Source organism: Saccharibacillus alkalitolerans (genome assembly GCF_011090185.1).
Lineage (GTDB): Bacteria > Bacillota > Bacilli > Paenibacillales > Paenibacillaceae > Saccharibacillus > Saccharibacillus alkalitolerans.
Genome location: NZ_JAAFGS010000001.1, coordinates 17,848 through 38,525, shown reverse-complemented (window position 1 = coordinate 38,525; position 20,678 = coordinate 17,848). Strand labels below are relative to the sequence as shown.

Genomic DNA, 20,678 nt, shown 5'->3' with positions numbered 1-20,678 from the left:
AAACGCCCCTGAATAAATTCAGGGACGATTGCTCGCGGTACCACCCTGGTTATCGCCGGCGCGCTTCACTCCGCATCGTGCGGAAAAGGAAGCGTAAAGGGCGATCTCCTCGTATGCGTCCGGTAACGGGGACGGGCCGGCCGTGGGCGAAATTCGCCCTGCGCTCCGGAATCAGCTTTCGGTCCGTCTGCCCCCCAGGCTCTTCCACCCATGCGCCGGTTGCGCAAGGAGCCTGTTCGCTGAGGAGGCGTCCCTTCAGGACGTACTTCATTCCATCATCGCTTTATCGGTTATCGTCAATGCCTTCCCAGTATATCGGGCGTCCGTTTTTCTGTCAATGCGGAAGACGTGAAGAAGGACGGGATCACGCAAAAAGCCGGAAGACATCGGCGCGTACCCTGCAGCGGGTCGCGCCTCGTCTTCCGGCCCGGCAATTCGGGACTCGGTCAATCTCAGGACGTTGCCTGAAGCTGCCGCATCGAGCCTGCCGCGCCTTCCAGGCAGAACAGGTCGTCCAGCGAACTCAGCGTACCGTCTTTTTCGACTTGGTATACCGACACTTTTCCCGCGTTGACCGTAAGCTCGATAAAGCAGCTCCAGCAGTAGAACTGGTGCGTGCCGATTTTGCCGATATCTTTGGAACTGCAATTTGGACATTTCATTATGGGGATCACCTATCCGTCCGCTTATTTGAAGGTCGCGAAGAATCCGAAAGCTTTTCCCGGATTGAACGATTATTCACAATAGGATACGCAAAAAAGTTTTAATTTTTATTACGCATGCGGTTCGTAATCGTTTCGATTTTTTTGACGACCGTCTCGATTTCCTCCGATGTATTACCCAAGCCGAAGCTGAATCGAATCGCGGAATGCAAAACTTTTTCGGACAGATTCATGGCGCGCAGCACATGCGAAGTCTCGAGCGAACCGGACGTGCAGGCCGAGCCGCTGGCCGCCGCGATCCCTTCCATGTCGAGGTTCATCAGCATCGTTTCGGTCCCCACCGCCGGAAAGCTGATGTTCGCGATATGCGCGAGCGTATGCTCGGGATCGCCGTTCAAGACAAAAGCGTCTTCGCCGATCGATTGTTCCAGGCCGTTCAGGAACAAGCCGCGCAGACGCAGCGCTTCCTTATGCCGTTCTTCGAGGCCCGATACGGCCAGCTCGGCCGCTTTGGCGAAACCCGCCATGCCGGCCAAGTTTTCCGTGCCGGCCCGGCGTTTGCGCTCTTGGTTGCCGCCGTACAGCAGCGCCGGGAGCTTGACGTGCGGCGCCACGTACAGGGCGCCGATGCCCTGCGGGCCGTTGATCTTATGCGCGGAGAAACTGATCAGGTCGGCGTTCAAGTCGGCGCAGTCGATCGGCAGCGAGCCGAGCGCCTGCACGGCGTCCGTATGGAACCAGATGCCGCACTCGCGCGCGAAAGCGCCGATCTCCCGCACCGGCTGAACCGTGCCCACTTCGTTGTTCGCGAACATTACGCTGATCAGCGTCGTGTCGGGCCGCGCATGTTCGCGAATCCACTGCACATCCACCCGGCCGCGAACGTCGACCGGGATATATTCCACTTCGAAGCCCTGCTGCTCAAGGCGTTCCGCGGCATGCAGAACGGCATGATGCTCGATCCGCGAGACAAGCAGATGACGCCCTTGTTCCGCACGCGCCAGAGCCGCGCCGAACAGCGCCGTATTGTCGCTCTCCGTTCCGCCCGAAGTAAACACCAAGTCGGCCGGCCGGGCATTGATCGCCGCGGCGATTTTTTCGCGCGACGAACTGGCGATCCGTTTGGCGTCGCGTCCGAACGCGTGCACGCTGGAAGCATTGCCGTACGTGCCGGTCATAATGCGCAGCATTTCCTCCGCCACGAGCGGATGCACGGGCGTGGAGGCCGCATGGTCCATATAAATTCTGTTCATTCCGGTTTCACCTCGTCAGATATAGAACATGTAGCTGTCCGGTTCGCCTTTGTCCCGGTAAGCGATCAGGTCGCCGAGCGTCGTCGAGTCGATCACGTCGGCAATGGCGTCGCGGATTCTTTTCCACAGGTCGCGCTTGGCCGGATCGTCCTCCTCGGTAAAATCGACGACGGAAATCGGCCCTTCCAGCACGCGGATGATCTCGCCGGCGGTCACGGTGTCGGGATCGCGCGAGAGGATATAGCCGCCGTAAGCGCCGCGAATGCTTTTAACGAGCCCTCCGTTGCGCAGAGGCGCGATCAGCTGCTCCAGATAATGCTCGGACAGCGAGTTTTTTTCGGCGATGCTTTTCAGGGAGGTCGGCCCTTCCCCGTACCTCGCCGCAAGTTCCATCATAATAGTCAAGCCGTAGCGGCCTTTGGTCGATATCTTCAATTGGGGCACCTCTTTCGATTCATTCGGGGTTCTAGCCTGTGTATACTCAGACTATCGTAACATACTCCGGGAGCGTGATGCACTACGGATTGCCGAGACCCGGGGAAAATGTCCGCGGGCGAAGGACCCGGGCAGCCTCCCGGAATGTTCGGAACAGTCGTAAATTTGCGGCTTTTGTGTTAAAATGCTCTCAGACGCGCGGAGCGCGTTCTTTTTCTTTCGCACAGCTATGCAAACTTACTGCAAATATTTCAATAGAAGATGGTGATATTCATGCATAAATCTCCCGAAGAAACGCGGGTTGTCGTCGGCATGTCCGGAGGCGTCGATTCTTCGGTGACGGCGCTGCTGCTCAAGCAGCAGGGCTACGACGTCATCGGCATCTTTATGAAAAATTGGGACGACACGGACGAGTTCGGCCACTGCACCGCGGAGGACGACGCCGAAGACGTGCGCCGCGTCTGCGAGAAAATCGGCATTCCTTATTATACGGTGAATTTCGAAAAAGAGTACTTCGATAAAGTGTTCACTTATTTCCTCGACGAATACAAACGCGGACGCACGCCGAATCCGGACGTTATGTGCAACCGCGAAATCAAGTTCGGCGAATTCCTGAACAAAGCGCTCGACCTCGGCGCCGATTACGTCGCGACCGGACACTATGCCCGGGTGACGGAAGAAAACGGCGAGTTCAAGCTGCTGCGCGGCATCGACAACAACAAAGATCAGACGTACTTCCTCAACGCGCTTAATCCTTACCAGCTGTCCAAAACGATGTTCCCGATCGGCCATCTGCCGAAGCCCGAAGTCCGGCGCATCGCCGAGGAAGCCGGACTTGCCACGGCGCGCAAAAAAGACAGTACGGGCGTCTGCTTCATCGGGGAACGCAACTTCCGCGAATTTCTCAGCGGCTACCTTCCGGCCAAATCCGGCGAGATGGTCGATATCGCGACCGGCGAATCGAAAGGCCGCCACGACGGCCTGATGTATTACACGCTCGGCCAGCGCCAAGGGCTGGGCATCGGCGGTTCCGGGAACGGCGAACCTTGGTTCGTCGCCGACAAAGACCTCGAGCGCAACGTCCTGTACGTCGTGCAGGGCGACAAGCATCCGAGCCTGTATTCGACCGCGCTGACCGCAAGCGGCGTCACCTTCGCTTCGGGCCGCGACGAACTGGCGGACGGCCCGCTGAAATGCACGGCCAAATTCCGCTATCGGCAGCCGGATCAGGGCGTGACGCTGACCCGCTTGGAAGACGGCTCGGTGCGCGTGGCGTTCGACGAGCGCCAGAAGGCGATTACGCCGGGCCAGGCGGTCGTCTTCTACGACGGCGAAGTCTGCCTGGGCGGCGGCACGATCGAACAAGTCGAAAAAGTGCCGTACGAAGCGGCTCGGCAGGCAAGCCTTCGCTAAATGAAGCACCGTACCCTCCGGTTCGTTCGGACCCGGACCGGAGCATCGAAAAAAAGCCCGCTTTTCACCTTTTCGGTGAAAAGCGGGCTTTTTGGCGCGCCGCGAAAGCCGCTGCCAGGCGCCGAGAATGTTTTTACTGCCCGACGTCTCCGGCAGGTTGGCCTTCCTGATCGGTATGCGAGTCGCCGCCCGCATCCGTATCGTCCACGACCAGATCGGCTTCGGTCGAATTCGGATCGAGCCACTTGCTGATCGAATCGATCGTTTCCTCCAGATCTTCGTCGTCCAGTTCGTAATACCAGGCGTCGCGCGAGACGCCTTCGCCCTGCAGCATATGACTGCTGATCGTCGGCGTGGAATCGCTCAGAATGACCGTTTTCGCCAGCGAAAGCATAAAGTCGGATGTCATGTTGGTCTTGAAGTTCTGCCCGGCGATGCCGATCAGTTCCGGAATTTTCGTCAAATTCTCGACACTCTTCATCCGGTCCAGCATCTGCTTGAGGAATATCCGGTGCCGTTCGGTCCGTTTGAAATCGGAGTCTTCGCGATAACGCACGTAATTGAGCGCCTCGGTGCCGTCGTAAATCGGCTTGTTCGGCTCGATCGTGAATTTCTCATGATCGGCCTGCTTGTTTTCGATTTTCTCCGTAATCGGCAGCTCCACGCCGCCGAGCGCGTTGACGACGTCCGTCAGACCGTTAAAATTGATGGTCGCGTAATAATCGACGTCGTGCTTCAGCAGCGCTTCGACCGTGTCGACGCTCATCTGCGCGCCGCCGTAGGCGTAAGCCGCGTTGATCTTCGTTTCCGAGCGGGTCCCCTTGATTGTCGGCGTGCCGACCATCTTGACGTAGGAGTCCCGTGGAATGGACACGAGCAGCACTTTGTTATCCGCCGGCCTCACGACCGAGTAAATGATGGAGTCCGTGCGGGCGATTTCGTCTTCCCGCTGGTCGGTTCCGAGCAGCAGCACGGAGAACGGTTCCTTCGTCAGTTCGGCGACGGTGAGTTCTTCCGCCCCTCCCCCTTTGCCCGGCTGGTCAATCGGTTGGTACGAATCGTCGAGCGTATTCTTGACCGTGTCGGCGAGGAATGTATCGAACGCGAGCACCATCAGTTCTTTGCGGAAAATATATCCGCCGAGTCCCAGAACGAGCAGTACGCACAGCGCAATCAGCCACGCTCTGCCTTTGTTCGTCTTCTTTTTCTTCTTCTTCTGATGCCTCTGAGCCCTCGTAAGCACATGGGCCTCGGCCGGCTGGTTTTTATCCATTTCCTTCGTACCTTTCTCTCTCCACAAAAGTCGTCGCTGACTGCCTTGACCGGACGATGAACAAAGTATGCAACAGGTCAGGGCGCTGCGGACCGTGAAATCCCTCATGGATGCTGAATATAGAATCGTCTGCATGGCAAAGCGGCTTCGGACGAATGTCCGAAGTTAAGGACACACCTTAGATTACTACATTTCGTAGTGTTCTGACAATTCTAACATACCCGGCCGATCCGCGCCCTTTTTTTCTCGGACGGGCTCTCTTCCGGGATCGCTCGCCGTATGCGATCATCGCGCCAATCCCATTCCGGCCAACGCGGCGGCCGTGCCGAGCAGAGCCGAAGAGACGACATAGACGGCGGCGGCGGTCCGGCGATTCTGCGCCAGCAGCGTCACCGTTTCGTAGCCGAACGTCGAGAAGGTCGTGTAAGCGCCCAAAAAGCCGGTTCCGAGCAGCGGATAGACCCAACCGGGCATCCTGTGCTGCATCGCCGCCAATACGCCGAGCAGCAGCGAGCCGCTCAAGTTGATCAGCCAAGTGCCCCAGGGAAAGCGGCCGCCGAACGCCGATGCCGCCCACCTGCCCAGCAGATAGCGGACCGGCGCCCCGACCATCCCGCCGGCCGCCACGCATAATATCGAAGTCAGACTCAAGAGACGCCTCCTCCCTTCGGGTTCGTCCTCCTGCGCCAAGCTTCGCCCAGAAGAACACCCAGCCCGCTCAAAGCGACGCCGCCGGCCAGGCTGATTCCCGCATACGCCAGCGAGGCGGCGATCCGGCCGTCCTCGAGCAGCCTCGCCGTCTCGACCGAAAACGTCGAGAACGTCGTGAAGGCGCCGGTGAATCCCGTACCGATTCCGATCCGAAACGCCGGCGAAATCCGTCTCGGATCGAGCGCCACCGTGAAGAACAAACCGAGAAACAAGCATCCCGACAAGTTGATCAGCAGCGTGGGCAGCGGAAACCCGCCGGTCTGAGGAAGGGAGACGCCCAGCGCATAGCGCAGCAGGGCGCCGCCGATTCCGCCCAGCGCCACATATCCGATTTCTTTCATAAGCCGTTTCCTTCTTTGCCTCGTAATGATGCCGCCGCGCGGGCTCTCGACCGGCGAAGGCGAAATAGACTACTGCTCCCGGCGGCGCTGTTGATTCAGACGAATTTTCGACTCGTTCCCCTGCTCCGTCGCCTCATAAAATACGGTGCCTTCCAGCTCTGCGGGCAGGTACGCCTGCTTGACATAATGATTCGGAAAATTATGCGGATATTTGTAGCCTTCGTGCCCGAGCTTTTCGGCTCCTTTGTAATGGGTATCGCGCAGATGCAGCGGAACCTCAGCCGTGCCGGTCCGCCCGAACGCCGCCTCGGCCTTGGCGATCGCCGTATAGACGGCATTCGATTTCGGGCTCTCCACGGCGAACAGAATCGCCTGGGCCACGTTGAGCTTCGCTTCGGGCCAGCCGTTGTTCCGGTAAGCTTCGAGCGCCGAGACCGCCTGAACCATGGCCTGCGGATTGGCCAGGCCGATATCCTCGCTGCTCGCCGCGATCAGGCGGCGAATGAACGTCATCGGATCCATGCCGAGCTTCTCTACGGCGTACAGGAACCAGTACAACGCGGCGTCGCTGGAACCGCGGATCGACTTGTGGAACGCGGACAGCACGTCGTACTGCGTCGACTCGTCGGCTCGCGCGATCGGCCGGCGGACCGACTCCTCGGCCGCTTCCAGCGTGATGACGACGCTGCCGTCGGCCTGCGGCGGCGTCGTCAGCGCCGCCAGCTCCAGCGCGTTCAGCGCGCGGCGGATATCGCCGCCCGACATTGCCGCGATATGCTGCAGCGCCTCTTCTTCGACGCGAAGGTCCATGAAGCCGAGACCCCGTTCGGAATCGGCCAGCGCCCGGCGCATGGCGATCAGAGCGTGCTCCGCCGTCAGCGGATGAAGCTGGAACAGCGTTGAGCGGCTCATCAGGGCGCCGTTCACATAATGGAACGGATTTTCCGTCGTGGCGCCGATGAAGACGATCGTTCCCTTCTCCACCGCCGGCAGCAGCGCGTCCTGACGCGAGCTGTTGAAGCGGTGGACTTCATCCAGAAACAGGATCGTTTTGCTTCCGTACAGCGCCTTGTCGTCGGCAGCCTGCTGGATGACTTCGCGCACGTCCTTGACCGTGGCGTCCACGGCGTTGAGACGCACGAACTTGCCCTGCGTATGGTTCGAGATGATATGGGCCAGCGTCGTCTTGCCGCAGCCGGGCGGACCGTACAGGACGATCGATCCTACCTTGTCCGCTTCGATCGCGCGGCGCAGCAGCCGGCCCGGACCGACGATGTCTTCCTGCCCGATATATTCGTCCAGCGTCAGCGGACGCATGCGGTCGGCCAGCAGCCCGCCGCCGCTTTGCGAATCCGCGCCGCCTCCGTAATTGAACAAATCCAAACTTGTCACGTCCTTTCATTCCTTTATTCAATATAGTGCGCATCGGCCGGGAACGCAAATGCGAATTCGGGTCCCATCGCATGCAAAAGAAAAAGACCGCGGAAACTCCGCGGTCAACGTGCCTTGAAAGCTCGGCGAAGCTAGAAGCGAGAAGACGGAGAGAGAAATTCAGCGAAAGAACGATCCGGCCGCCCATCTCGCTGAACCCGCCCGATATTCCCTCAAATCTTCGGCCAGCCGGCTTCGCTCCATTCGCCGCCGCGATCCAGGAAAGCGGGCGTCTCGCCGCCGTGCAGCACCCAAAGTTCATGCAGGGCGCGCGTACAGCCGACATACAGCATTTTGGCGTCCCATTCGGAATCTCCGTAACGGTTCCGCCCCGCATCCGCGATCACGACGGCATCGAACTCCAATCCCTTCGACAAGTGCAGCGGCAGAACGGACAACCCGCCTTCATACTGCGTCATGCCTCCGTCGATCAGATTGAGTTCCGGAAATTCCGGCAGGAGCGCTTCGTGCAGCGCCTTCGCCTGATCCTGTGTGCGCGTCAGCAGCGACACGGTCTTGTGTTCGCGTCCCCAAAGCGCGCGAATCGCCCGGGCCGCCGCTTCCGCGCTCTCTTTTTCGCCGGCGCCGAATTCGATCGTCCGGACTTTGTTTCCGCTGCGGAATACCGGTACCGCTTCGATGGCGTTCGGTACGCCGCCGGTCAGAATCGTGTTGGCGAAGCCGATGATTTCCATCGTCGACCGGTAGCTTCGGGTCAGCGCATGGTAAGACGTCTCGTCCGCCCCGAACAGCCCGCTCATCTCTTCCCACGCGTGCACGCCCTTATATGCATGAATGCCCTGCGACAAGTCGCCGAGAATCGTAAACGAATGCCCGCGCACGAACCGGTCCAGCACCGATACCTGCAGCGGCGAAAAATCCTGCGCTTCGTCGATGACGATATGGTCGAACCGTTCGGTTCCTTCGATTCCGTTCAGCAGCAGATGCAGGTAGAGCAGCGGCGGCAGGTCTTCCTCCCGGATCCGGCCTTCTTTCAGATCTTTGCGCGTCGATTTCAGCACGGATGCCGGAATCCCTTCGAACGCTTCCCCGGGCAGCACGCCCCGCGTATCCTTGGCCGCGCCGAAGATTTGCTTGTACAGCGTCAGCGGGCTGAAATCCGGCCATTTTTTCGCATAGGCCTTCTCCCGCTGCACGGCTTTCTTTTTGTATTCTTTGCGCAGCGTTTCGGGCTTGACCGGCTTCAGCTCCATTTCGATCCAGCGGCGGATTCTCGCCAGCACCCGCTCTTTGCGGCCCGAAGCCGAGTAATGCTTGTACTCGTCGGCATACCAATGCAGAATCGTCTCGTACGGCAGCGTTTTTCCGTCCCAAGGCGAAAATTCCAGCTCCGGCGCGCCCGATGCTTCGAGCGCGGAAGCCGCGGCATCCAGCATCGCTCGGAAGCGTTCCGATCCTTTGAACCGTCCCGGCGCATCGTCGCCCGGCGCGGCTCCTCCCGATTCGCCGAACCAAAAGTCCAGCGTTTCCGACGGATCGGCCAGCATCTGTTCCGCTCCGAGCAGCTTGGACGCCCAATCGGTGAACGTGCGCTGCTGAATGTCGCCTACGCCCAGCTCCGGCAGCACGCCCGAAATGTAATCCAGAAACATGCCGTTCGGCGCGAAAATGATCATTTTTTCGGCCGAAACCTGCTCTTTGTATTGATACAGCAGAAAAGCGAGCCGGTGCAGCGCCACGGTCGTTTTTCCGCTGCCCGCGACCCCCTGGATAATCAGCGCTTTGTTTTTTTCCGCGCGAATGATTTTGTCCTGCTCGGCCTGGATCGTCGAGACGATGTCGCGCAGCCGGTTGTCCTTATTCTCCCCCAGGCGGTACAGCAGGAACTCGTCCGATACGGCCGGTTCCTCGCCGCCGCGGGTGTACGTATCGACGACGCGCTCAAGCTCCGATTTGCGAACCATGATATTGCGCTTCAGGTGCACGGCGCCGCCGATCACGCCTTCCGGCGCTTCGTACTCGACCCGCTCTTCGCCTCCCGTAAAAGAATAGAACAGGCTGGCTACCGGCGCGCGCCAATCGACCACGATCGGGAGACTGCCCGGATCGCGGCCGTCGAGGCCCGTTTTTCCGATGTAAAGCGGCGCCGGCGCCGGCTTCCCGTCTTCCTCGAAATCCATCCGGCCGAAATACGGCTCCGGCTCCGACTTGCTCAGCCGCTGACGGCGCTCTTCGCGTCCCGCTTCCAGCACCTGCTCGGTAAAATCGTGTCCGGTATACACCGGAACCGCCCGAAGGCGCGCAAGCTGGGTCCCGATCTCTTCAAGAACGGAATCCAGCTTGTCCTGCTCTTCTCGATAGGCACTTTGAACGTTCTCACTCACTTCAGTTACCTCCTAAGAGAGCATTTTGCACAGGGGTTCTCGCGAACCGACGAACCTACCGTTCATCGCGGGAAGAACGGCAGTCCGTACAAAATGCCGAAAATGATTCGCGTTCCGCCTCGGACCCGAGTCGTCGGCAAAACGCAAAAGGACTATTAGCATAGCATATTTCCGCGGCAGGAGCGCTATTTTTTTCCGAAACGCATCAGAACGAACGCCGAACGCCAAAAACGCGCTTCCCACGGACGGGGAAACGCGCTGCTCAAACGGATGAACGGTTATTCTTGATCGGGAAGCGGATGACCGCCGCGGATCATCAGGTCTTTGACGACTTCGCTGACCATGATCAGTCCGGCAACCGGCGGAACGAAAGCGTTGCTTGCCGGCGGCTGCTTCGCTTTGCGGATTTTGGCGCCGGCCGGCGCGATTTGCTCCGTAACGTCCTGGCGGGGCTTGATCGGCTTTTCGGTCGAAAAGACGACTTTGACCCCTTTTTTGATGCCGTCTTCCTTACGCAGCTTGTTGCGGATGATACGGGCGATCGGGTCCATTTTCGTTTTGGAAATGTCCGCGACCTGGAAGCGCGAAGGGTCCATTTTGTTCGCCGCGCCCATGCTGGAGATAATCGGGATGCCTCTCTTCAGGCATTCCTTGATGATATGAATCTTGTAGATGATCGTGTCGGAAGCGTCGACCACATAGTCGATTTTGTGCTCGAACAGTCTCTCGTACGTCTCTTCCGTATAAAACATGTTGAGCACGATCGTGTTGATGTCCGGATTGATCAGCTTGACGCGTTCGGCCATCAATTCCGTTTTTTGCTGCCCGACCGTCGTCGTCAGCGCATGAATCTGGCGGTTGATGTTCGTGATATCGACGACGTCCTTGTCGATCATGATGATCGTGCCGACGCCGGAGCGGGCGAGCGCTTCGACGGCCATCGCGCCGACGCCGCCGATGCCGAGCACCGCCACCGTACTGTTTTTGAGTTCTTCGAGACCTTCGGGTCCGAGTGCGAGTTCCGTTCTTGAGAATGCGTGCAGCATAATGGAAGAACCTCCTTGAATCCTAAAGTAAGGGCGTGACGCCTCGACAAAGCGAAAAGACAGACCGGACGATGCCGGCTGTCTTTTCTTCGTTGCAAACTTAAGCCTGCTCGCCTTCCGCCGCAGCCGGTTTTTTGGCCGGCTTCGGCGCGAGCTTGATGTGCAGTTGGTCCAGCTGTCCTTTGTCCACCGGCGCCGGCGCGTTCATCAGCAGGTCGGTCGCGCTCGCCGTTTTCGGAAACGCGATCGTCTCGCGCAGGTTCGTGCGCTGCGTCAGCAGCATCACCAGGCGGTCGAAGCCGAAAGCGAAGCCGCCGTGCGGAGGCGTGCCGTATTGGAACGCGTCCAGCAGGTAGCCGAACTGCTCCTGAGCCGTTTCTTCCGAAATGCCCAGCAGCTTGAACATCTTCTGCTGCAGCTCGTGTTCGAAGATCCGCAGCGAACCGCCGCCGACTTCGTAACCGTTCAGCACAAGGTCGTAAGCCTGCGCGCGTACCGCGCCCGGATCGGTCTCGAACAGTTCCAAGTCTTCCGCCAGCGGACGGGTGAACGGATGATGTTCCGCCACGTAGCGTTTCGCTTCTTCGTCGTAGCTGAGCAGCGGGAAGTCCAGCACCCAGGCGAACTTGTAAATGCTGTCGTCGATCAGTCCCAGCTGGCGTCCGATCTTCAGGCGAAGCGCGCCGAGCACGTCGGCCACGACTTGTTTCTTGTCGGCGGAGAACAGCAGCAGGTCGCCGACTTCGGCGTCCGTGCGCTGGCGCAGCGCTTCGATCTCTTCTTCGCTCATGAACTTGACGATCGGTCCCTTGAAGCCGTCTTCCTTGACTTGAATCCAGGCGAGGCCCTTCGCGCCGTAACGCGCCGCGTAAGGACCGAGATCGTCGATCTCTTTGCGCGGCCACGTGCCGCAGCCTTTGGCGTTCAGCACTTTAACCTGTCCGCCGCCCGTCACGACGGAAGCGAACACCTTCACGCCGCTGGTTTCGACGATATCGCTCACGTCGACCAGTTCCATGCCGAAACGAAGGTCCGGCTTGTCGGAGCCGTACTTGCTCATTGCTTCCGCGTGCGTCAGACGCTGGAACGGCAGCTGCACTTCGACGCCGATCGTTTCGCGGAACAGTTTGGCCATCAATTCTTCGATCATGCCCAGGATGTCGTCGCGGGATACGAACGACATTTCCAGGTCGACTTGGGTAAATTCAGGCTGGCGGTCGGCGCGAAGGTCTTCGTCGCGGAAGCAGCGGGCGATCTGGTAATAACGTTCGATGCCGCTGACCATGAGCAGCTGCTTGAAGATCTGCGGCGACTGCGGCAGGGCGAAAAATTCGCCTTCGTGCACGCGGCTCGGCACCAAATAATCGCGCGCGCCTTCCGGCGTGCTCTTGGTCAGAATCGGCGTTTCGACTTCCACGAAACCTTGGTCGTCCAGGAAGTTGCGGAAGATTTTCGCCGACTGCGAACGCAGCATGAGCGTCTTCTGCATTTCCGGACGGCGAAGGTCCAGATAGCGGTATTTCAATCTCAGCGCTTCGTCGACTTCGATGCCGTCTTCGATGAAGAACGGAGTCGTCTTCGCCGCGTTCAGCACTTCGATCTCGGTGACGCGCACTTCCAGCTCGCCGGTCGGCAGGTTTTTGTTGATCGTTTCTTCGTCGCGTTTGACGACCGTTCCTTTTACCGCCAGCACGTACTCGGTGCGCACGCGTTCGGCCGTCTGCAGCGCTTCGCCGGAATAAGCCGGGTTGAAGACGACCTGCACGATGCCGCTGCGGTCGCGAAGGTCGATGAAGAGTACGCCCCCCAGGTCGCGGCGGGTCTGTACCCAGCCGTTCAGCGTAACCGTTTCTCCGATATGAGCGGACGTGATCTGTCCGCAGTGATGAGTCCTCAGCATCATAAGTCGATTCTCCTTTTTATTAAACGCGTATTGTGGGTTTGTATTCGAAAGCGGCCTTTATGACCGATTCTGTCTTTATTTAAGCGCGGCCGCCAAGTTCTCCAGCGGCACGGTCACCTGCTCGCGGGTTTCCATCGATTTGACGGCAATCTCGCCGCGTTCCAGCTCGTCGTCGCCGAGAATCGCCGTGTACCGCGCCTGAAGCCGGTCGGCCGATTTCATCTGCGCCTTCATTTTGCGGCCCAGATAATCCCGCTCCGCCGAGAAGCCAAGGCGGCGCAGCTTGTGCAGCTGCTTCGTGATCTCCGCGTCGGCTTTGTCTCCGAGCGCGATCAGGTAGACATCGAGCGGCGGTTCGGTTTCGATCTCCGTCTGCTGATCCGCGAGGAGAAGCTGCAGCCGTTCCATGCCGATCGCCATGCCGATGCCCGGCTGATCCGGCCCGCCGACTTCGGCAACCAGCTTGTTATAGCGTCCGCCGCCGCCGATCGTATCGATTGCGCCGATGCCGCTTTTCGTTTTGAACTCGAATGCCGTAAGCGTGTAATAATCCAGGCCGCGAACGAGGCGGGGATTGATGGTGTACTCGACGCCCATTCCCTGCAGGTTGCTCTGTACGGCTTCGAAGTGGGTACGGCTCTCTTCGTCGAGACTGTCGAGAATCGACGGCGCGCCTTCGAATTTGTCCTGATCGACTTTGCAGTCGAGCACGCGAAGCGGATTGCGGTCGATCCGGCTCTGACAGTCTTTGCACAGCGTGTCGCGCATCGGATTCAGGAATGCCAGCAGCGTTTCGTTGTAGGCGGCGCGCGATGCGGCGTTGCCGACCGAATTGATCTCGACGCTGGTGCCTTTCAGACCGATATCTTCGAAGAACTGCAGGCCGAACGCGATGACTTCCGCGTCGATGGCCGGCTCGACCGATCCGATCGCTTCGATGCCGAATTGGTGGAACTGGCGGTAACGGCCAGCCTGCGGACGCTCCTGACGGAACATCGGTCCGATGTAGAACAGCTTCGCCACGTCCGGTTCGCCGAACAATTTGTTTTCGACGTAGGCCCGCACGACGCCCGCCGTGCCTTCCGGCCGCAGCGTCATGCCGCGTCCGCCCATATCCTGGAACGAAAACATTTCTTTTTGTACGATATCCGTCGTCTCGCCCACGCCGCGCTGGAACAGCTGCGTGTACTCGAAGATCGGCGTGCGGATTTCGCGGTAATTGAAACGTCTGCTCAAGTCGCGCGCTTTGCGCTCTACGTACTGCCATTTTTCCACCGTTCCCGGCAGAAAATCGAGGGTGCCTTTCGGCTTTTGAAAATCCATGGTTTCTCTTTCCTTCCTTTCCGGCTTGCGCGGCCGGGTTCTTTTTATAAATAGCAAAAAGTCCCCCGTCCGCCGTCTATGCCATTGCTGAACATAGTACAGGGACGAGGGACCGCGTATACGAATCTCCCGTGGTGCCACCCACATTTCGGGATCGTCTCCCGAAGCGGACGCAAGCGCCTCTATCCGAGAGAAGCGATAACCCGCTTCATTAACGACGGTTAACGCCCGCCAACTTCGCGCCTCGGCTACTTGGACTCCAAGAATCGTGCCGGGCCGACCGCCCTGCCGCTTCTTCCGTCTTTCGCCGTGCGTTCTCGGGGAGGTCTTTCGTCCGGCCGCCGCGCGGAATTCTTCCAGCCAAGGAATTCCTCTCTTGTGCGCATCGAACACCGAATTACTTTTTCCCGTCATCGAATCGTCATATTCGCCGGGAGCCCTGCATCCGAAGGAGGCACGAAAAGGCTCACTGCGTTTGTTATATTTTATGATTGTAATCAAGTGCATGATTAAAGTCAACCGTCTTTGCCTCTAAAACCCGGCCCGCACCGTCCGGCCCCCTTCGTTTTTCCATAAAAGCAAAAAAAAGACCCGCAGGCTGCTGCCGCGAGTCCTCAAAATTTATCTAAGGGGGTCATGCCCTTACTATACCGTTCTCTTGTTAAGGGAATGTGTAGCGAAGATTACAATTGGATTACAAAGTCTCGCGCTCTTAATCGTAGATATGCACGTAGCCGTGATTTCTGCGAATTTTGCGGACGACATCCCTGAAATCTTCGTCCTTGACCTTTACGGACAGCGTATGAGTCAGATCTTTCAGATCGTCGTCGGAAGCGTTCTCATAGTTGTCGTCCAAATCGTCTTCGTCGATGGGCTGGCCGCCCAAGTCGCCGGACTCCCGATGAGCCGGAACCGGAACCGCGTGTTCGCCGATCGTGCTTCCTCCGCCGACCGCGGCGCCGCCGTTGAATCCCGCGTTCGTCGTGCCCGAAAGCGGTACGAGAGGCACGACGACCCGGCCGCCTCCGTTTCCGTCGTTGCCGTAACCGACGCCGCCCTGCAGTTCTCCCACTTCGAGCTGCTCGGTGTTGAACGTCATCAGACTCATTCTTGCGCCTTCCGCTTCGCTTTCCGTTTTGAAATACGCTTGGATATGTTTCGACATCTTGATTCCCTCCTTTGTAATGGACGTTCGGTATGCGTTTTCGCTTAAAAAAAGCGTCTTCGTGTCTATTCTCGGAAGTATATAGGCAGCAGGGCCGGCGGAGCCGGCCTTGCATGGCCGTTCACGGAGCGCTCTGCTTACTCGCCCTTACAGAGCCTTCAAAATTTCGCGGACGAATGCCGGCTCGTCATCCGGCGTGCGGGACGTAATGAAGTTGCCGTCCACGACCGCTTCCTCGTCTTTGAACTTGGCGCCCGCGTTCACCATGTCGTCCTGCAGCGGCGGATACGAAGTGATCGTACGGCCTTTGAGCAGGTCGGCGCTGGCGAGAATTTGCGGACCGTGGCAGATCGCCGCGATCGGCTTTTTCGACGCGTTAACGTCTTTGACGAATTGGAGCACCCGTTCGTCCAGACGCAGATTTTCCGGCGAAGAGCCGCCCGGAATCACGACGGCGTCGTAGTCCGAAGCGCTGACTTCGGAGATCGCCTTGTCCGCCGTATACTCGGCTTTGCCCTGTTTGCCTTTCAGCGTTTCGCCGGCTTTGAGACCGATGATGTCCGCCGTATGGCCGGCCTTCCGTACCTCTTCATAAGGAACCTTCATTTCGGAATCCTCAAATTCGTTAGCAAGCAAAAATGCGATTTTACTCATCGATGTCTGACTCCTCTCCAATTTGTTCGTCGTGGTTTCCGTTCTCGCTTTCTTATTACCCTGCCCTCCCTGACTTCTAACACAAGGCGTCGGCAAAAAGAAAAACCGCCCCGGCGCTGCCCGAAGGCGGCCGAAGCGGCAGACAAAACTCTTATTCCTTGCTGTCTACAATGAGCGTTACCGGCCCCCAGTTGCTCAGCGACACGTCCATCATCGCGCCGAACACGCCGGTTTCCACGGTCAAACCGCGGGCTCGAAGCGCTTCGTTGAACGCTTCGTACAGAGCGAGCGCCGGTTCCGGACGGGCCGCTGCCATAAAGTTCGGACGTCTGCCCTTGCGGCAGTCGCCGTACAGCGTAAACTGGGACACGGACAGGACCGAACCGCCCACGTCTTCGACGCTGTGGTTCATCTTGCCCGCCTCGTCTTCGAAAATGCGCAGTCCCGCCGCTTTGTCGGCCAGGTAACGGGCATCCTTTTCCGTATCGCCTTCGGTTACGCCCACCAAAATCATAAGACCGTGCCCGATGCTGCCGACCGCTTCGCCTTCCACTTCGACGGAAGCGGATTTGCAGCGCTGAATGACAATTTTCATGGGAAAACAAGCTCCTTCTTCGGACCGGTCGCGCCAGCGCGCCGCCGGGTCCGTCATTGCATGATCCGGTGTACCGTATAGACGTCTCGCACCCGTTTGATCCGCTCGACGACCGACTGCAGATGCTCGGTGTTGCGGATCAGAATGGTGATATGCACGAGCGCCATCTTGTTTTTGTCCGCGCGTCCCGAAACGGCGGTCATATTCGTTTTGCTCTCGGATACCGCCTGCAGCACTTCGTTCAGGAAATCCCGCCGGTCAAGGCCCGTAATTTCGATATCGACGCTGAAATTCGATTCCACGGCCTCTTCCCATTCCACCTCGATGACGCGCGCGGCTTCTTCGCCGTCGCCCGCTCCCGGAATGTTGGTACAGTCTGCCCGGTGCACCGATACGCCCCTTCCGCGCGTGATGTAGCCGACGATGTCGTCGCCGGGAACCGGATTGCAGCAGCGCGCGAAGCGTACCAGCAGATTGCTGGCTCCCTTGACTTTGACTCCGTTGGTCGGACGCTTCTTCTCTTTGTCCGCCGGGGCCGCCTTGACCTCGCGGATTTCGTTCGTCAGCTCCAGATGATTGCTGTTCTCCTCCTGCTCGCGGCGCCATTTCTCCGTCAGACGGGTCACGACCTGGGAAGCGGTGATGCCGTTGAAGCCGATGGCGGACAGCATGTCGTCCGTATCGTTGAAAGAAAACTTGTTGGCGACTTCCAGCAGCTTATCGTCGGTCAGCCATTCCGAGACTTCCAGCCCGAGCTTTTTGATCTCGCGCTCCAGACCCTCTCGACCTTTTTCGACATTCTCTTCGCGTCGTTCTTTTTTGAACCACTGCTTGATCTTGCTTCGCGCATGCGAAGATTGGGCGATCTTGACCCAGTCCTGACTCGGTCCGTAAGAATGCTTGGACGTCAGGATTTCCACGATGTCGCCTGTTTTCAGCTTATGATCAAGGGGAACGATCCGGCCGTTTACCTTGGCTCCGATCGTCCGGTTGCCGATTTCCGTATGAATCCGGTAAGCGAAGTCGAGCGGAACCGATCCGGCCGGCAGTTCGATAACCTGTCCTTTCGGCGTGAACACGAATACGAGGTCGGAAAAGAAATCCATTTTAAGCGATTCGACAAATTCCGACGCATCTTTGGCTTCGTTTTGCAGCTCGATAATTTCCTTGAAAAACGGCATCTTGTTCTCGATCCCGCCGCTCGGATTCACGGTCGTGCCTTCTTTGTAGGCCCAGTGGGCCGCGATGCCGAATTCCGCCGTCCGGTGCATATCCCAAGTACGGATCTGCACTTCCGTCGGCTCGCCGTTTGGACCGACCACGGTCGTATGCAGCGACTGATACATATTCGCCTTCGGCATGGCGATATAGTCCTTGAACCGGCCCGGCATCGGCTTCCACAGCGTATGGATGATGCCCAGCGTCGCATAGCAGTCCTTGACGTTGTCGACCAAGATGCGGATGGCCAGCAGATCGTAAATTTCGTTGAACTGCTTGTTTTTGCTCGTCATTTTTTTATACACGCTGTAGATGTGTTTGGGACGTCCCGACAGATCGGCGTCGATGCCCATCTCTTCCAGCTTTTCGCCGATCCGGACGATGACGTCGGAAATGAACTGTTCGCGCTCGGCGCGCTTTTTGTGCATAAGATTGGCAATTCGGTAATACTGCTGCGGGTTTAAGTAGCGGAGCGCGATATCCTCCATCTCCCACTTGATCGCGGAAATACCGAGGCGGTCGGCTACGGGACAGAAAATCTCCAGCGTCTCGTACGCGATCCGGCGCTGTCCTTCCTCCGACTGATGCTTGAGCGTACGCATATTGTGCAGACGGTCGGCCAGCTTGATCACGATGACGCGAATGTCCTGGGCCATGGCGATAAACATCTTGCGGTAATTTTCGTTCTGCTGTTCTTCCTTGGACCGGAATTTGATCCGTTCGAGCTTGGTCAGCCCGTCGACGAGCATCGCGCAGGTCTCGCCGAAATGCTCCCGGATCTCTTCCAGCGAGACGGTCGTGTCTTCGACGACGTCATGCAGCAAGGCCGCTTCGATCGACGTGGTGTCCATCTGCATGCCCACGACAATATCTGCAACCGCCAGCGGATGCAGAATATACGGCTCGCCGGATTTTCGGACCTGGCCGGAATGGGCCTTATCGGCGAATTCGTAGGCTTCCCGGATGCGGGGGAGGTCCGACTCTCGGATATAAGCGGACGCCTTTTCAAGTAATCGTTCAATGCCCATTGAGTCCTTTCCGATTCCTTTCTATAAGAAAATGAAGCCTGTCCGCGAAACTCCGCATTCAGGCCTGTCGATAGGGTTTTCCTTTCATTATGCCTTTTAGGGATACCCCCGTCAATGCGTGCACGCAAATTGTTGCTTTCTTCATCAAAAGCTCATTGGGTCCGCGAGGCGGGGACTTTCTGACACGAACTCTCCAAAATCCGAAAGTTCCCGACATTTTAATCAAAAATGTTATTGAAAAAAAACAATTTTCTCTATAATCTAGTTAAGATGATCAAGCGCGTACGGATTTGGCCGCTTCGGCCTCGGTTTATCGCCGCGTTCTCTACCGTTTTTCTCATCCGCCAAAAGCCGCTCCCTCCGATCTTCCGGAGCGGCTCCAACCTATGCCCTTTAAGGAGTGAGAGTCTTTGCAGCGCGAAATCCAAGTGAATGAAAGACCGCCGTTCGGCCCGGGGCTGCTGCTCAGTTTGCAGCACCTGTTCGCCATGTTCGGCAGCACCGTCCTCGTTCCGAACATCTTCGGCGTGGACCCGAGCGTCATCCTGCTGATGAACGGCATCGGCACCCTGCTGTACATCCTGATCTGTAAGGGAAGAATTCCCGCTTACCTGGGATCGAGCTTCGCTTTTCTCGTACCGGTAGGCAGCGTGCTGGTTACTCCCGGCAACATGGAAAATTATTCGAAAGCTTTGGGCGCGTTTATCGTCATCGGCATCGTGTTCATCCTTGTCGCTTTTCTGGTCAAAGTGGCCGGTACCGCCTGGATCGACTTTATGTTCCCGCCGGTCGTCATGGGCTGCGTCGTCGCGCTGATCGGACTTGAACTGCTGCCGACGGCGGCCAACATGGCCGGGCTGCTCGGTACGACCGATGCCGCGACGGGCGCCGTCAGCTACAGCATGAACGCCATCATCATCTCCATGGTGACGCTCGCCGTAACCGTGCTGGGCGCCGTGCTGTTCCGCGGCTTCCCGAAAATCATTCACATCCTGATCGGTATCGCGGTCGGTTATATCGTCGCTTACTTCATGCACGAGGTGAATACCGCCGCCGTGGCCGACGCCAGCTTCTTCTCCACGCCGGACTTCACGACGCCGACCTGGGACGCCGCCGCGATCTTCACGATCTTGCCGGCCGCGCTCGTCGTCATCGTCGAGCATATCGGCCACCTGCTCGTGACAAGCAACATCGTCGGCAAAGACCTGTCGAAAGATCCGGGCCTGCACCGTTCCCTGCTCGGCAACGGCATCTCCACCGTCTTGTCCGGCTTCGTCGGCTCGACGCCGAATACGACGTACGGCGAAAATATCGGCGTCATGGCGCTCACCCGCGTCTACTCCGTTTTCGTGGTCGGCGGAGCGGCCGTCATCGCCATTCTGCTGTCGTTCTCGGGCACGTTCTCGTCGGCGGTCGCCAATATTCCGACTCCGGTCATGGGCGGCGTGTCGCTGCTGCTGTTCGGCGTTATCGCCGTGTCCGGCCTGCGCATCTTCGTGGAGCAAAAAGTCGACTTCTCCAAGTCGGTCAACATGCTGCTCGCCGCCCTGATTCTCGGCACGGGACTCAGCGGCGTCTCCCTTACGATCGGGAGCGTGTCGCTGAAAGGCATGGCGCTGGCGACCATCGTCGGCATCGTGGTGAACTTCGTTTTCCGTCTGATCTCCCTGCTGGGATTGTCGAACGAAAAAGAAGAAGCCTCGACCGAGGCCAAAACGCCGGACCTGTAAATTTTCCGCTTCTAAATTTCCGTTAAAAAAGCCGTACGTTCCTTCCGCAGAAGGACGTACGGCCTTTTTTCTCTCGACCGTCCGCAGGGACGGTCTTTTCCACGAGTTATTTTCCCATGATACGGAGAACCGGAAAACGGACGCTGCCGCTC

The 20,678-nt window shown here is 58.3% G+C and carries 17 protein-coding genes; 2 read left to right on the top strand and 15 right to left on the bottom strand.

Translation table 11 applies throughout. The annotated features are described in order from the left end of the window. Window positions 1-452: 452 nt before the first annotated feature. The 3 genes from GYN08_RS00165 to cymR form a co-directional block, all read right to left on the bottom strand. The gene (locus GYN08_RS00165; RefSeq protein ID WP_166271334.1) at window positions 453-662 is read right to left on the bottom strand and encodes a hypothetical protein; all 210 of its coding nucleotides are present in this window, start codon (window positions 660-662) and stop codon (window positions 453-455) included. A 101-nt stretch (window positions 663-763) separates the two neighbouring features. Next, complete coding sequence (locus tag GYN08_RS00160; protein ID WP_166271332.1) at window positions 764-1,915, bottom strand: cysteine desulfurase family protein; 1,152 nt, start codon at window positions 1,913-1,915, stop codon at window positions 764-766. A gap of 15 nt (window positions 1,916-1,930) precedes the next feature. Then, window positions 1,931-2,350, bottom strand: coding sequence for a cysteine metabolism transcriptional regulator CymR (gene cymR, locus GYN08_RS00155; RefSeq protein ID WP_166271330.1), 420 nt, complete (start codon window positions 2,348-2,350; stop codon window positions 1,931-1,933). Window positions 2,351-2,623: 273 nt separating this feature from the next. Here cymR and mnmA point away from each other — a divergent pair, with 273 nt between their 5' ends. Beyond that, window positions 2,624-3,763 (top strand): tRNA 2-thiouridine(34) synthase MnmA, encoded by a 1,140-nt coding sequence (gene mnmA / locus GYN08_RS00150; RefSeq protein ID WP_166271328.1) that lies wholly within the window; start codon window positions 2,624-2,626, stop codon window positions 3,761-3,763. Between the two features lie 133 nt (window positions 3,764-3,896). On the opposite strand, the gene GYN08_RS00145 is transcribed toward mnmA, so the two are convergent. The 12 genes from GYN08_RS00145 to GYN08_RS00090 all read right to left on the bottom strand — a co-directional run bounded on the left by GYN08_RS00145 (window position 3,897) and on the right by GYN08_RS00090 (window position 18,796). After that, window positions 3,897-5,036: an LCP family protein gene (locus GYN08_RS00145; RefSeq protein WP_166271326.1), complete on the bottom strand. Its 1,140-nt coding sequence runs from the start codon at window positions 5,034-5,036 to the stop codon at window positions 3,897-3,899. A gap of 285 nt (window positions 5,037-5,321) precedes the next feature. Then, the gene (crcB, locus tag GYN08_RS00140) at window positions 5,322-5,687 is read right to left on the bottom strand and encodes a fluoride efflux transporter CrcB (RefSeq protein ID WP_166271324.1); all 366 of its coding nucleotides are present in this window, start codon (window positions 5,685-5,687) and stop codon (window positions 5,322-5,324) included. Further along, window positions 5,684-6,088, bottom strand: coding sequence for a fluoride efflux transporter CrcB (crcB, locus tag GYN08_RS00135; protein ID WP_166271322.1), 405 nt, complete (start codon window positions 6,086-6,088; stop codon window positions 5,684-5,686). Before crcB (GYN08_RS00135) ends, crcB (GYN08_RS00140) begins: the two co-directional genes overlap by 4 nt. Window positions 6,089-6,157: 69 nt before the next feature. Further along, window positions 6,158-7,471, bottom strand: coding sequence for a replication-associated recombination protein A (locus GYN08_RS00130; protein WP_408015047.1), 1,314 nt, complete (start codon window positions 7,469-7,471; stop codon window positions 6,158-6,160). 221 nt (window positions 7,472-7,692) lie between these two features. Then, a complete protein-coding gene (locus tag GYN08_RS00125) occupies window positions 7,693-9,864 on the bottom strand; it encodes a HelD family protein (protein WP_166271320.1) in 2,172 nt (723 codons plus the stop codon). Between the two features lie 278 nt (window positions 9,865-10,142). Then, window positions 10,143-10,910, bottom strand: a complete 768-nt coding sequence (locus GYN08_RS00120) for a tRNA threonylcarbamoyladenosine dehydratase (protein WP_166271318.1) — start codon at window positions 10,908-10,910, stop codon at window positions 10,143-10,145. A 100-nt stretch (window positions 10,911-11,010) separates the two neighbouring features. Next, window positions 11,011-12,810, bottom strand: coding sequence for an aspartate--tRNA ligase (gene aspS, locus GYN08_RS00115; protein ID WP_166273041.1), 1,800 nt, complete (start codon window positions 12,808-12,810; stop codon window positions 11,011-11,013). A 78-nt stretch (window positions 12,811-12,888) separates the two neighbouring features. Next, entirely contained in the window at window positions 12,889-14,136 is a 1,248-nt protein-coding gene (hisS, locus tag GYN08_RS00110; protein ID WP_166271316.1) for a histidine--tRNA ligase, read from the bottom strand. A 712-nt stretch (window positions 14,137-14,848) separates the two neighbouring features. Further along, window positions 14,849-15,301: a hypothetical protein gene (locus tag GYN08_RS00105; protein ID WP_166271314.1), complete on the bottom strand. Its 453-nt coding sequence runs from the start codon at window positions 15,299-15,301 to the stop codon at window positions 14,849-14,851. A 147-nt stretch (window positions 15,302-15,448) separates the two neighbouring features. Next, the gene (locus GYN08_RS00100; protein ID WP_166271312.1) at window positions 15,449-15,955 is read right to left on the bottom strand and encodes a type 1 glutamine amidotransferase domain-containing protein; all 507 of its coding nucleotides are present in this window, start codon (window positions 15,953-15,955) and stop codon (window positions 15,449-15,451) included. 151 nt (window positions 15,956-16,106) lie between these two features. After that, window positions 16,107-16,550, bottom strand: a complete 444-nt coding sequence (dtd, locus tag GYN08_RS00095) for a D-aminoacyl-tRNA deacylase (protein ID WP_166271310.1) — start codon at window positions 16,548-16,550, stop codon at window positions 16,107-16,109. A 53-nt stretch (window positions 16,551-16,603) separates the two neighbouring features. After that, complete coding sequence (locus GYN08_RS00090; RefSeq protein WP_166271308.1) at window positions 16,604-18,796, bottom strand: RelA/SpoT family protein; 2,193 nt, start codon at window positions 18,794-18,796, stop codon at window positions 16,604-16,606. A gap of 410 nt (window positions 18,797-19,206) precedes the next feature. Between GYN08_RS00090 and uraA the strand changes: the two genes are divergently transcribed. Further along, window positions 19,207-20,526 (top strand): uracil permease, encoded by a 1,320-nt coding sequence (gene uraA / locus GYN08_RS00085; RefSeq protein WP_166271306.1) that lies wholly within the window; start codon window positions 19,207-19,209, stop codon window positions 20,524-20,526. Window positions 20,527-20,678 lie beyond the last annotated feature (152 nt).

Bases quoted from the DNA above. Each gene is read 5' to 3' on its own strand.
- GYN08_RS00165 (WP_166271334.1), bottom strand. From the start codon at position 662: ATGAAATGTCCAAATTGCAGTTCCAAAGATATCGGCAAAATCGGCACG.
- GYN08_RS00160 (WP_166271332.1), bottom strand. From the start codon at position 1,915: ATGAACAGAATTTATATGGACCATGCGGCCTCCACGCCCGTGCATCCG.
- mnmA (WP_166271328.1), top strand. From the start codon at position 2,624: ATGCATAAATCTCCCGAAGAAACGCGGGTTGTCGTCGGCATGTCCGGA.
- GYN08_RS00145 (WP_166271326.1), bottom strand. From the start codon at position 5,036: ATGGATAAAAACCAGCCGGCCGAGGCCCATGTGCTTACGAGGGCTCAG.
- crcB (WP_166271322.1), bottom strand. From the start codon at position 6,088: ATGAAAGAAATCGGATATGTGGCGCTGGGCGGAATCGGCGGCGCCCTG.
- GYN08_RS00120 (WP_166271318.1), bottom strand. From the start codon at position 10,910: ATGCTGCACGCATTCTCAAGAACGGAACTCGCACTCGGACCCGAAGGT.
- aspS (WP_166273041.1), bottom strand. From the start codon at position 12,810: ATGCTGAGGACTCATCACTGCGGACAGATCACGTCCGCTCATATCGGA.
- hisS (WP_166271316.1), bottom strand. From the start codon at position 14,136: ATGGATTTTCAAAAGCCGAAAGGCACCCTCGATTTTCTGCCGGGAACG.
- GYN08_RS00105 (WP_166271314.1), bottom strand. From the start codon at position 15,301: ATGTCGAAACATATCCAAGCGTATTTCAAAACGGAAAGCGAAGCGGAA.
- GYN08_RS00100 (WP_166271312.1), bottom strand. From the start codon at position 15,955: ATGAGTAAAATCGCATTTTTGCTTGCTAACGAATTTGAGGATTCCGAA.
- dtd (WP_166271310.1), bottom strand. From the start codon at position 16,550: ATGAAAATTGTCATTCAGCGCTGCAAATCCGCTTCCGTCGAAGTGGAA.
- GYN08_RS00090 (WP_166271308.1), bottom strand. From the start codon at position 18,796: ATGGGCATTGAACGATTACTTGAAAAGGCGTCCGCTTATATCCGAGAG.